Genomic DNA, 11,293 nt, shown 5'->3' with positions numbered 1-11,293 from the left:
GGCCTCGGGGATCATCGGCATGTAGATCGCCACGCGGTCGCCGGCCTGGACGCCGAGGTCGGTCAGCGTGTTGGCCGCCTGGCAGACGAGGTCCTTCAGGTCGGCGTAGGTGATCGTGCGCTTGTTGGCCGGGTCGTCATCGATGGGCTCGCCCACGAAGTGGAAGGCGACCTTGTCGCCGTTGCCGGCCTCGACGTGCCGGTCGACGCAGTTGTAGGCCGCGTTGAGCTTGCCGCCGACGAACCACTTGGCGAACGGCGGGTCGTCCCAGTCGAGGACGCGGTCCCACCGGGTGTCCCAGCTCAGTCGATCGGCCTGCTCGGCCCAGAAGCCCTCGCGGTCGGCAGCGGCTCGCGCGTAGGCCTCCTCGGTGAGGTTGGCGTTGGCAGCGAGGTCGGCCGGCGGCTCGAAGCGGCGGTCTTCCTTCAGCAGGTTCGACAGGGTCTCGTCACTCACGGTGGGCTCTCCTGATGTCTTGTTCTGGTGGCTCTGGTCACAGTAGGACGCAGTGGCCGGGTTGTCGTGTGGGGGTTGCCCCGAGGTGCCCGAGGTGCCCGAGGTGCCCGCCGCCCCGGCGAGGTCGTCGCCGGGGCGGCAGGAGCTGGTCCCCAGTCGTGCGGGCGGGTGGTGCGGGTCAGTGGCTGATGGCCTTCTCGGAGCCGGCGCCGGTCAGGGCGCGCACCTCGAGCTCGGTGTAGCGGTCCTCGGCGGCCGGCTCGCGGGCCGACAGGGTGCCGATGACTCCGAAGAGGAAGCCGAGCGGGATCGAGACGAGGCCCGGGTTGTTGAGCGGGAACCACGCGAAGTCCATCCCGGTGATCAACGAGGTCTCCGTGCCCGACACGGTCGGGGAGAAGAAGACCAGGCCCACGGCGGAGAGGAGTCCGCCGTAGATGCTGAACAGTGCGCCGCGGGTGTTGAAGCGGCGCCAGAAGATGTTCATCATGATCGTCGGCAGGTTGGCCGAGGCGGCCACCGCGAAGGCGAGCGCCACCAGGAACGCGATGTTGAGGCTCTGCGCCGGGATGGCGAGCAGGATGGCGACCAGGCCGATGCCGCCGGCCGCGAGCCGGGTCACCTTGATCTCCTCGGCCTCGGTGGCCTCGCCCTTGCGGATCACGTTGTTGTAGACGTCGTGGGCCACCGAGGCGGCCGAGGTCAGCGTGAGCCCAGCCACGACGGCCAGGATCGTGGCGAACGCGACGGCTGCGATCAGCGCGAGCAGGATGGCGCCACCGGTGCTGCCGGCGCCGCCGCCGACGGCCTCGGCCAGTCGCGGGGCAGCCAGGTTGCCGGAGGCGTCCAGGGTGCTGGTGTCGAGCAGCGCCGCGGCACCGAAGCCCAGCACGAGGGTGAAGAGGTAGAAGGTGCCGATGAGGCCGATCGCCCACAGCACCGACTTGCGGGCGTCTCGCGCCGTCGGGACGGTGTAGAAGCGGATCAGGATGTGCGGCAGGCCGGCCGTGCCGAGCACCAGGGCGAGGCCGAGGCTGACGAAGTCGAGCTTGCTGGTCAGATCGGCGCCGTACTTCAGGCCGGGCTCGAGGAACGCCTGGCCCTTGCCGCTGTTGTCGGCGGCTGCGCCCAGCAGGGTGGAGAGGTTGAAGTCGAACTGGGCGAGCACGAGCACCACGATCAGCGCCGAGCCGGTCATCAGCAGGATCGCCTTGACGATCTGCACGTACGTCGTGCCCTTCATGCCGCCGACGGTGACGTAGAAGATCATCAGCGCACCGACACCGAAGATCACGATGTTCTTGATCGCCTGGCTCTCGACGCCGAGCAGCAGGGCCACCAGCGTGCCGGCGCCGACCATCTGGGCCAGCAGGTAGAAGATCGAGACGACCACGGTCGACGACGCGGCGGCGAGGCGCACCGGCTTGCGACGCATCCGGAAGGCGAGCTGGTCGGCCATCGTGAAGCGGCCGGAGTTGCGGAGCATCTCGGCGACGAGCAGCAGCGCGACCAGCCACGCGACGAGGAAGCCGATGGAGTAGAGGAAGCCGTCGTAGCCCGACAGGGCGATGATCCCGGTGATGCCCAGGAACGAGGCGGCCGACATGTAGTCGCCGCCGATCGCGAGGCCGTTCTGCAGCGGCGAGAAGCTGCGGCCGCCGGCGTAGAAGTCGGCCGTCCCGGAGGTCGAGCGGCTGGCCTTGACGGTGATGCCGATGGTCAGCGCGACCACCGACAGGAACAGCACGGTAGTGAGGATCTGGGTGTCCATGTCAGCGACCGTCCTTCGACGTCATGTAGGTCTCGTAGTCCTCGTTGAGCGTGGTCGCGAGAGGGTCGAGGCGGGCGTTGGAGAAGCGGCTGTAGAGGTAGGCGATGCCGAACGTCGTCACGAACTGGAGCAGCCCGAAGACCAGGGCCACGTTGATGTTGCCGAAGAGGCGGTGGGCCATGAAGTCGCTCGCCCACGTCGACAGCGCGACGTACAGCAGGTACCAGGCGAGGAAGACCGCCGTGGCGGGGATGACGAAGCCGCGGTAGCGGCGGCGGAGCTCGAGGAACTCGGGCTCGGCGGCGAGCCGGTCGTAGACCGGGTCGTGCCGGGCCGCCTGCTCGTGGGGCGAGGTGTCGTTGGACATGGGCGTCGCTGCCTCTCTGGGGTGAGTGATCGCCGTCACGCTAGGAGTGATCCGGGTCACCACGTCAGGGGTGCGCACGGTGTCTGCGACCTGCGGACGTCGCTGTGCGACGAGCGGTCGGGCTGACGCGACGAGCGGTCGGGGGCAGTCGGGGGCGGTCGGGGGCGGTCAGGAGCGGTCGAGCTCGACGGCCTCGGGCGTGTGCAGGCGCACCATGAACCGCCGAGCGTGCGTCGGCACCCGCCCCGCCGTGAGCCGGGAGGCGAGCACCATCGAGGCGAAGGCCAGCGGCACCGACCAGGCGGCGGGCTGGGTGAGCAGGACGTCGACCCAGCCCCGGTCGGCCTCTGCCGTGCGGGCGTGGAAGAGGGTCCAGGTGGCGGCGGCGACCGACCCGGCGCCGCCGACGAGCAGGCCGACCACCGCCCCGACGTCGGTGAGCCCACGCCACCAGATGCCGAGCACGAGCAGCGGGCAGAAGGTAGACGCAGCCACCGCGAAGGCCAGCCCGACGGTGCGGGCCACGCCGATGTCGGGCAGGGCCAGGGTCGCGGCGAGCGGGACGGCGACCGCGATCACGGTCGCCACCCGGAACGCCGTGACCTCCGGGAGTCGACGGCCGGTGACGTCCTGAGTCAGCACCCCGGAGATGGCGATGGTCAGCCCGGACGACGTCGAGAGGAAGGCAGCGAACGCGCCGGCCGTCACCAGTCCGGTGAGGATGTCGCCGCTCAGCCCGGGCAGGATCAGCCGGGGCAGGTCCAGCACCAGGGTGTCGGCAGCGCCGCCGTCGGCGCCGACGGCTCCGTAGGCGCGACCGAGGGCGGCGTACACCGGCGGGATGACGTAGAAGATCCCGAGCAGCCCGAGCACCACCAGCGTCGTACGACGAGCGGCCCGGCCGTCGGGGTTGGTGTAGAAGCGCACGACGACGTGCGGCAGGCCCATCGTGCCGAGGAAGGTCGCGATGATGAGCGAGTACGTCGTATAGAGGCCCTGCGCGCCGCCGTCCGCGAGCGGCATCGACCAGCCGTCGCGCGTCGCACCGGGACCGGTGACGCTGTCCCCCGCCCACACCACGAGCAGCACCGCGGCGGGCAGGAGCAGGGCGGTGAGCTTGAGCCAGTACTGGAAGGCCTGCACGAACGTGATCGAGCGCATCCCGCCGGAGCCGACGCTGACCAGCACCACGAGGCCGACGACGAGCGGCCCGACCCAGCGCGGCGCGTCGATCGCTGCGGCCAGGGTGATGCCGGCGCCCTCGAACTGGGGAAGCAGGTAGAGCCAGCCGACCGCCACCACGAAGAGCGAGCAGACGTTGCGGACCCGGCGCGAGGCGAGTCGCGCCTCGGCGAAGTCGGGCAGCGTGTAGGCGCCGGAGCGTCGCAGCGGCGCGGCGACGAGGACCAGCAGCACGAGGTAGCCCGCCGTCCAGCCGACGGGATACCAGAGCATGTCGGCGCCGAAGGTGAGCAGCAGCCCGGCGACGCCGAGGAACGAGGCGGCCGAGAGGTACTCGCCACCGATCGCGGAGGCGTTGAGCTTGGGGCCGACCGTGCGGGAGGCGACGAAGAAGTCGCTCGTCGTGCGCGACAGGCGCAGGCCCCAGGTGCCGATCGCCAGGGTCGCGAGGCTGACGAGGACCACGGCGATCACGCCGGGCAGGTCGTTGGTCTCGATCACTCGCCGCGCTCCGCGAGGAGGTCGGCGAAGTCGCGCTCGTTGCGCTCGGCTCGGCGCACGTAGCGCCAGCCGAGCACCACCAGCCAGGGGTAGACCAGCACGCCGAGCACGAGCCAGACCGCAGGGATCCCCAGCAGGCGGACGTCGGCCAGGCCGGGCGCGAGGTGGAAGAGCAGCGGCAGCCCGGCCACCGTCACGCCCAGGACGAGCAGGATCCGCAGCGCCAGCCAGAGCTGCTCGCGGAGCAGGGAGTCGACGAAGACCGCACCCAACCGGGTCTCGTCGTCGATGTCGCCGGTGCGCGGCCCGGGTCGCGGGCGCCGGTCGGGACCCGTCACCCGGACCCGCTGCGGCACCCCCCCTGCGTGCCCGGTGTCCTCAGGGGCCGGCACGGTGGAGGATCCGCTCGCGCAGGTCGCGGGTGTTGCGGCGGCTCACGCCGAGCTCGACGGCGCCGCCGCCGGCCGGGCCGGTGCCGGCGACGACCACCGAGCAGCGACCGCCGTCCATCCGGACCTCGGTGACGTGGCCGATCGCCACGAGCACCGAGCGGTGGATGCGCACGAACCCCGCTGCTGCCCACTCCTCCTCGAGCGTCGTCAGGGGCACGCGGATCAGGTGGCTGCCGGACGGCGTGTGCAGACGCGCGTAGTCGCCCTGCGCCTCGACGTGGGTCACGTCGCCCCGGTCGATGAACCGGGTCACCCCACCACGCTCGACGGGGATCTGGACGTCGGGCGCCGCGACCGGCGCGCGCTCGCTGCCCTCGACCACCCGTCGTACGGCCTCGGCGAGCCGCGCGTCGCGCACCGGCTTGAGCACGTAGTCGACGGCGCGCAGGTCGAAGGCCTCGACCGCGTGGCCCTCGTGGGCGGTGACGAAGACGATTGCCGGCGGGGTGCGGAAGCGTTGCAGCACCTCGGCGAGCTCGAGGCCGGTCAGCCCCGGCATCTGGATGTCGAGGAAGACGCAGTCGACCTCGTGCTCGCGCAGCACCCGCAGGGCGTCGGTGGCCGACTGCGACGTGAGCACCTCGGTGACCCGGGGGTCGCGCGAGAGCAGGTAGTCGAGCTCGTCGAGGGTGGGTCGCTCGTCGTCCACGACCAGCACGCGGAGTCCCGGTAGCCCTGCGGCGGTGCTCACGCGACCACCCCGGCGGCGAACTTCGGCAGCCGCACGATCACCTTCGTGCCCGCTCCGGGGGCGGTCTCGACGACCAGGCCGTGGTCGTCGCCGTACGTCGTCCGCAGGCGCGCGTCGACGTTGCCGAGCCCCACCGAGTCGACCGCCACGTCGCCGGCGAGCGCACGTCGCACGACCTCGGGGTCCTCGCCGCGACCGTCGTCCTCGACCTCGATGACGCAGTCGGTGCCGCGGTCGCGGGCGGTGATGGTGACGTGGCCGATGCCGGTGACGCCCTCCAGCCCGTGGCGCACGGCGTTCTCCACGAGCGGCTGGATGCAGAGGAACGGCACGGCGACGGGCAGCACCTCGGGCGCGATGCTGAGGGTCACCTGGAGGCGGTCGCCGAAGCGGGCCTGCTCGAGGAGCAGGTAGCGCTCGACCGAGCGGAGCTCCTCGGCGAGCGTCGTGAACTCGCCGTGGGCGCGGAAGGAGTAGCGGGTGAAGTCGGCGAACTCGAGCAGCAGCTCGCGGGCGCGGTCGGGATCGGTGCGCACGAAGCTGGCGATGGCACCGAGCGAGTTGTAGATGAAGTGCGGCGAGATCTGGGCCCGCAACGCGCGCACCTCGGCCTCGGCCAGTCGGGCCCGCGATGCTCCGAGCTCGGCGAGCTCGAGCTGGCCCGACATCCACGTGGCCACCTCGTCCGTGGCTCGGGCGAGCCCGGCGGTGGGGTACGGCGCGAACGCGGCGAGGGTGCCGACGATGAGTCCGTCGACGACGAGCGGGCTCACGACCGCGGTGCGCACCGGGCACGCACCGTGCGCGCAGGAGAGCGCGTCGGCCTCGAAGCTGCGGGTGCGACCGCGCTCCAGCACGGCCGCGACGAGGGCCGGCACCTGCGCCCGGTGGTGCGTGCCGGCTCCGTGCCAGGCCAGTGCGTCGGCGGTGTCGGTGATCGCGAGCGCGGGGGTGCCGAGCAGGTCGCCCAGATGACGCACCGATCGTTCGGCGCTGTCGCGGGTGAGCCCCTCGCGCAGCGCGGGCGAGGCGAGCGAGGCGGTGTGGAGGGTGCGGAAGGTCGCCCGATCCGATTCGGACCCCAGGTGGGTCCGACGCCACCTGCGCACCATGAGCCCATGATCACATGACCCGTCTGCCTCAGGGGGTTGTCATGAACTGACAAGGCGCGCATAGTCGCGGACGTGGGGGACACAGCAACGCAGCACGCCATCAGCGACGCAGCAGACATGACCGGTGCGACGGCAACACTGCCCGGGCCGGCGACGCTGGTCACGGTCGCTCACGGCACCCGCAAGGACGGTGGCAACGAGGTCGCCCGCGAGCTGACCGCCGCCGCCGGTGAGCGGCTGGGGATGCCGGCCGTCGCGACGTACGTCGAGCTGTCCGAGCCGCTCTTCGCCGACGTGATGACCCATGCCGAGCAGCCTGCCGTCGTCGTGCCGCTTCTTCTCTCGACCGGCTTCCACATGCGCTCCGACCTGCCGGAGCAGGCGGCCCTGGCCTCGGTGCCGGTCGCGCTCGGGCGCCAGCTCGGCCCCGACCCGCTCCTCGCTCAGGCCCAGGTGGAGCGGCTCGTCGAGGCCGGTGCCCGCCGCGGTCAGCGCGTCGTCCTGGTCGCCGCGGGCTCGAGCGACGAGGCCGCCACCTGCGACCAGTTGTGCGCCGTCGCCCACCTCGCGCGCGCCTGGGACGGCCAGGTGGAGCTCGCGACGCTCTCGGGTCACGGTGCCCGCCCGGCCGACATCATCCGACCCGGCGACGCGGTCTCGCCCTACCTGCTCTCGCCGGGCTTCTTCCACGACCGGCTGCGTCGCGAGGCCCCCGCGGGTGTCGCCGTCGCCGACGTGATGGGTGCGCACCGCGCCGTCGTCGACCTGATCGTCGCCCGCGTGCAGGCTCTCACCGCCTGACGCGCTCGACCCGTTCGACCCGCTCGAGCCTCAGCGGAAGTCGATGAGGAGCATGCCCGTGTCGTCGCTCGGGCCACTGTGGTCGCTGAAGGCGACGCGCGGCATCCGGTCGGCGGAGTCGGCCAGCGGGTCGACACCGGGCCGGCGCGAGAGGCCCGCCCTCACCAGGTCGGAGACGGAGAGCGGCACCGTCGGCTGCACCAACGGGTCGAGCGCGAGCGCGGGCAGGTCGAGGGCCGGGTCGGTGGAGGCCCGCGGCTGGTCGTCGCCGGCGTGTGTTGCAGCGGAGGTCGCAGCGGGCGCGGGGGCGGGCGCCCGACGGGGCAGCGCCCGGCTGCGGAAGCAACGGGTCAGGTAGGGCAGCTGCATGCCGTCCATGCCGCGGCCGTAGTCGTCGTACAGCGCCAGCAGGGACTCGATCGTGGCCGAGCGCTCGGTCTCGCTCATCATCGCCACGTTGGAGCGTGACTGGACGAGGTCGACGATGCTGCGGCGGTTGACGACCTGCCAGTGCTTGAAGGTCTGCTCCTCGACCTCACCGAAGAGGTCCGACTCGGCCAGGGCGGATGCCGGGTCGGCCACGTGGTCCTGGGTGCCGATGATGCGTCCGAGCTTCTTGACCCACGGGATCCGCTCGTCGCGCCAGTGCCAGACCAGCGACAGGTGGCCGCCCGGCTTGAGCACGCGCGAGATCTCGTCGAGAGCGGCCTCGGCGTCGAACCAGTGGAAGCACTGCGCGGCGATCACCACGTCGACCGACGCGTCGCCGAGGGGGATCGACTCGGCCCCGGTGAGCGAGGTGGGCACTCCCGGCAGGTCGCGCCGCAGGATCTCGAGCATTGCCTGGTCGGGCTCGCTCGCGTGGACGTCGTGGCCTTGGGCGACGAGGGTCCGGGTCAGCTTGCCGGTGCCCGCCCCGAGCTCGAGGACGGTGACCTGCGAGCCGGCCGGGCTGCCGGGAGCGTCGTCCGGGACCTCGCCGGTGGCCAGCCAGGAGACGGCGTCGGCGGGGTAGGTGGGTCGCCCTCGGTCGTAGGCGTCGGCCACGCTGCCGAAGGAGCGCGCCTGGTCGTGACGGTCATCGCTCATGTCACGCGATGCTACGACCCCGACCCCCGTCCATGGGGTCACCACGCCCTACTCTCGATGCGTGAGTGCAGATGCCCGTGATCCCCTCGCCTGGCTGGTCTCGCTGGAGGGCGTCCCCTCGGCGTACGCCGCCACGCGCGACGGCATCGACATCATGCTGCGCGACCGCGGCCTGCGAAAGACCTCGCCCGAGACGACCGCCGAGTCGCTGCTGCGCGGTGCGCACGCGAGCGCCGTGCTCGAGGGCTCGACCTCCACGCTCGCCGAGGTACGCGAGGGGGTCGGCGACGAGATCGCTCGCGACGCCGTCCGGGTCTCGACCGAGCTGTTGTCGTTGGTGCCGACGTTGGGTCGCTCACCGCTGCAGGCCTTCGCCCGGGTGCACGCCCTGGCGGCCGGCGCGACCGTCGAGCCCGAGCGGCTGGGTCGTCCCCGCGACGCCGAGGCCGCGGGTCGGTTGCGTGACATCGCCACCGTCGTCACCTCCGACGGAGCCGCTCCGGCACTGGTCGTGGCCGCCATGGTGCACGCCGAGCTGATCACTGCCGCGCCCTTCGTCTCCCACAACGGCATCGTCGCGCGCGCGGTCGAGCGGCTGGTTCTGGTCGCGCGCGGTGTCGACGAGAAGTCTCTGTGCGTGCCGGAGGCCGGGCACCTCGCCCTGCGCGAGGCCTACGAGTCCAACCTCCGCGGGTATGCCGAGGGTGGCGCCGCAGGCGTGCACGCCTGGGTGCTCTACGGGGCCGAGGCGTTCGCCGCCGGCGCCGAGGCGAGCCCGCTGCGCCGCGCTGCTGAGTAGCGGACGGGGTTTCACCCCGCGTTTAGAGCGCACATGCAGGTGGCACCCGAGGTCGTAACCTCGAGTGCCACCGCTGACACGTGAGCCCGCTGGCTACCAAGCGTGCTGTCTCTAATGCTGCCTCGGGAATGTCCCGTCGACACGCGCCCTCAAGAAGGGTGGATCGCCGCGTGGGTACCCGGTTTCACGTGTTGCTCTTGAGTTGTCCTGACCCCTTGTCTACGCCTGTCCGAGGGTGCGAACAAGAGCTGGCGGGGCTTGACTTTTCCGACAAGCCGGTGGTGATCCAGGTCACACGTCAGTGCTGCGTGGGCCGCGGGTCGATCAGGAGCGGAGCAGGCGCTGGCGGATCTCCAGGCCACTCGGCGGCTGGCTCAGGCCGAGGTCGCCCGGCTGCACCGAGGCGCCGTCCAGCGTGCGTCCGGTGACGTAGAAGGTCACCTGATCGGCACCTTCTCCGAGCAGCGGGTCGAGGACCCGGCGCACGGTGCGCAGCACCTCGAGGAAGGTGGGGGTGTCGGTGACGTCGACGACTCCGGAGACGGTTCCGGAGTTGTTGGGCTGGTGGTTGAAGACCAGCGCCTGCTCGACGACGCCGGGCAGCACCTGGACGGCGTCGGCAATGGTGGCCGTGATGGCCGCTCCACCGGGGCGGCCCCCCAGCATGCGTGACAGGAGTCCCACGACGCCTCTGCTCTCTGCTCCGGGCCGCGACGCTGCGGCCGAGTCCAGAATAGGTCTCGGGTCCAGGGCAGGGGAGCCGTGGGGACGCCTCAGGCCGAGCGGCGCTTGCGCGCGTTCGACCACACGACGCCACCGACGGCGACCACCCCACCGACGGCGAGCGCCGCCAGCGTCGGCTTGGCCGGCGGCAGCGAGACCCGGCTCCGCAGGGCGACCGGCTTGGTGAAGACCAGCACCGGCCAGCCCCGCTCCTCTGCCTCGCGGCGCAGGTCACGGTCGGGGTTCACGGCGAAGGGGTGGCCGACGGCGGCCAGCATCGGCACGTCGGTCACCGAGTCGCTGTAGGCATAGCAGTCGGCGAGGTCGTAGCCGCGCTCAACGGCGAGCTCCTCGATGGCGCGCGCCTTCTCCTCGGCGTAGGCGTAGTAGTCGATGCCGCCGGTGTACTTGCCGTCCTCCACGGTGAGCTGGGAGGCCACGACGTGGTCGGCGCCCAGGAGCTCACCGATCGGCTCGACGACCTCGGTGCCGGAGGCGGAGACGATGACGACGTCGCGACCGGCGAGCTGGTGCTCGGCGATGAGGGTCACCGCCTCGGCGTAGACGATCGGATCCACCACGTGGTGCAGCGTCTCGGCGACGATCTCGCGCACGGTGGCGACGTCCCAGCCGGCCACCAGTGACGACATGAAGCCGCGCAGCTTCTCCATCTGGTCGTGGTCGGCGCCGCCGACGAGGAAGACGAACTGGGCGTAGACCGACCTGAGCACCGCACGCCGGGAGATCAGCCCCCCGGCCTGGAAGGGTCGGGAGAACGCGAGCGTGCTCGACTTGGCGATGATCGTCTTGTCGAGATCGAAGAACGCCGCGGTCGGCACCATGCGCCCATCGTAGGCGCCCGTCGTAGGCGCCCATCGGAGGTGCAGCGTCACCGCTGCGTGCCCACCAGTCGTCCACAGGCGAGGCGCGGATCGCGGTCGTCCACAGGGGCGATCGGCCGCGGCCGCCGAGGCCCCACTTCCCGGCACCGTGCGGTGCATGAAGCCACCGTTGATCGTCACCACCTCGGACTCCCTGCGCGAGGAGCTCCTGCGCCTGGCTGCCGCCGCCGGCGTGAGCCCCGACGTCGCCGTCGACCTCCCCACGGCTCTGCGAGGGTGGAGCGACGCGCCGCTGGTGCTGGTCGGCGCCGACCTTGCGCCCCTGCTCGCCGATCTCGGGCCGGAGCGCCGCGACGGGGTGCACGTGCTGGCGGAGGGTCCGGTCGTCGGTGACCTCTTCCGGGTCGCGCTCGTGCTCGGGGCCGAGGGGGTCGTCGATCTCGCCACCTCCACCCCGTGGCTGGTCGAGCGGTTGACGGATGCCGGCGACCCCGGCGCCACGCGCGG

General features: G+C 71.8%; 12 protein-coding genes and 1 pseudogene. 3 read left to right on the top strand and 10 right to left on the bottom strand.

Annotated elements, in window-relative coordinates; all coding sequences use genetic code 11:
* From VOI19_RS05745 to VOI19_RS05715, 7 genes are all read right to left on the bottom strand, one after another.
* Nucleotides 1–456: acetyl-coenzyme A synthetase N-terminal domain-containing protein (locus tag VOI19_RS05745; RefSeq protein WP_323792001.1), on the bottom strand; the 456-nt coding region annotated here is incomplete at its 3' end.
* A 178-nt stretch (nucleotides 457–634) separates the two neighbouring features.
* Nucleotides 635–2,227 (bottom strand): cation acetate symporter, encoded by a 1,593-nt coding sequence (locus VOI19_RS05740; RefSeq protein ID WP_323792000.1) that lies wholly within the window; start codon nucleotides 2,225–2,227, stop codon nucleotides 635–637.
* Nucleotide 2,228: 1 nt separating this feature from the next.
* Nucleotides 2,229–2,594, bottom strand: coding sequence for a DUF485 domain-containing protein (locus VOI19_RS05735; protein ID WP_323791999.1), 366 nt, complete (start codon nucleotides 2,592–2,594; stop codon nucleotides 2,229–2,231).
* Between the two features lie 168 nt (nucleotides 2,595–2,762).
* Nucleotides 2,763–4,274, bottom strand: coding sequence for a cation acetate symporter (locus VOI19_RS05730; protein ID WP_416366340.1), 1,512 nt, complete (start codon nucleotides 4,272–4,274; stop codon nucleotides 2,763–2,765).
* Nucleotides 4,274–4,615: a hypothetical protein gene (locus tag VOI19_RS05725; protein ID WP_323791997.1), complete on the bottom strand. Its 342-nt coding sequence runs from the start codon at nucleotides 4,613–4,615 to the stop codon at nucleotides 4,274–4,276. The genes VOI19_RS05730 and VOI19_RS05725 overlap by 1 nt, the downstream gene beginning before the upstream one ends.
* A gap of 40 nt (nucleotides 4,616–4,655) precedes the next feature.
* On the bottom strand, nucleotides 4,656–5,420 hold the full coding sequence (locus tag VOI19_RS05720; RefSeq protein ID WP_323791996.1) for a LytTR family DNA-binding domain-containing protein: 765 nt from the start codon (nucleotides 5,418–5,420) through the stop codon (nucleotides 4,656–4,658).
* Complete coding sequence (locus VOI19_RS05715; RefSeq protein WP_323791995.1) at nucleotides 5,417–6,532, bottom strand: sensor histidine kinase; 1,116 nt, start codon at nucleotides 6,530–6,532, stop codon at nucleotides 5,417–5,419. The genes VOI19_RS05720 and VOI19_RS05715 overlap by 4 nt, the downstream gene beginning before the upstream one ends.
* Nucleotides 6,533–6,604: 72 nt before the next feature.
* Between VOI19_RS05715 and VOI19_RS05710 the strand changes: the two genes are divergently transcribed.
* Nucleotides 6,605–7,333: a sirohydrochlorin chelatase gene (locus VOI19_RS05710; RefSeq protein ID WP_323791994.1), complete on the top strand. Its 729-nt coding sequence runs from the start codon at nucleotides 6,605–6,607 to the stop codon at nucleotides 7,331–7,333.
* Nucleotides 7,334–7,363: 30 nt separating this feature from the next.
* Here the strand turns inward: VOI19_RS05710 and VOI19_RS05705 are convergent, their stop codons facing one another.
* Complete coding sequence (locus tag VOI19_RS05705; RefSeq protein WP_323791993.1) at nucleotides 7,364–8,422, bottom strand: class I SAM-dependent methyltransferase; 1,059 nt, start codon at nucleotides 8,420–8,422, stop codon at nucleotides 7,364–7,366.
* 61 nt (nucleotides 8,423–8,483) lie between these two features.
* Between VOI19_RS05705 and VOI19_RS05700 the strand changes: the two genes are divergently transcribed.
* Nucleotides 8,484–9,221: an oxidoreductase gene (locus tag VOI19_RS05700; RefSeq protein WP_323791992.1), complete on the top strand. Its 738-nt coding sequence runs from the start codon at nucleotides 8,484–8,486 to the stop codon at nucleotides 9,219–9,221.
* A 324-nt stretch (nucleotides 9,222–9,545) separates the two neighbouring features.
* On the opposite strand, the gene VOI19_RS05695 is transcribed toward VOI19_RS05700, so the two are convergent.
* Together VOI19_RS05695 and VOI19_RS05690 are read right to left on the bottom strand one after the other, a co-directional pair.
* The gene (locus VOI19_RS05695) at nucleotides 9,546–9,905 is read right to left on the bottom strand and encodes a hypothetical protein (protein ID WP_323791991.1); all 360 of its coding nucleotides are present in this window, start codon (nucleotides 9,903–9,905) and stop codon (nucleotides 9,546–9,548) included.
* Nucleotides 9,906–9,994: 89 nt separating this feature from the next.
* Complete coding sequence (locus VOI19_RS05690; RefSeq protein WP_323791990.1) at nucleotides 9,995–10,786, bottom strand: HAD-IB family hydrolase; 792 nt, start codon at nucleotides 10,784–10,786, stop codon at nucleotides 9,995–9,997.
* 157 nt (nucleotides 10,787–10,943) lie between these two features.
* Here VOI19_RS05690 and VOI19_RS05685 point away from each other — a divergent pair.
* Nucleotides 10,944–11,293: pseudogene (locus VOI19_RS05685) on the top strand (septum site determining protein); the annotation flags it as partial.

Source organism: Nocardioides sp., assembly GCF_034670285.1.
GTDB lineage: Bacteria > Actinomycetota > Actinomycetes > Propionibacteriales > Nocardioidaceae > Nocardioides.
The sequence above is the reverse complement of the archived record's forward strand: the minus strand, read 5'-3'. Positions and strand labels throughout refer to the sequence as shown.

Bases quoted from the DNA above. Each gene is read 5' to 3' on its own strand.
- VOI19_RS05705 (WP_323791993.1), bottom strand. From the start codon at position 8,422: ATGAGCGATGACCGTCACGACCAGGCGCGCTCCTTCGGCAGCGTGGCC.
- VOI19_RS05690 (WP_323791990.1), bottom strand. From the start codon at position 10,786: ATGGTGCCGACCGCGGCGTTCTTCGATCTCGACAAGACGATCATCGCC.
- VOI19_RS05740 (WP_323792000.1), bottom strand. From the start codon at position 2,227: ATGGACACCCAGATCCTCACTACCGTGCTGTTCCTGTCGGTGGTCGCG.
- VOI19_RS05715 (WP_323791995.1), bottom strand. From the start codon at position 6,532: ATGGTGCGCAGGTGGCGTCGGACCCACCTGGGGTCCGAATCGGATCGG.
- VOI19_RS05735 (WP_323791999.1), bottom strand. From the start codon at position 2,594: ATGTCCAACGACACCTCGCCCCACGAGCAGGCGGCCCGGCACGACCCG.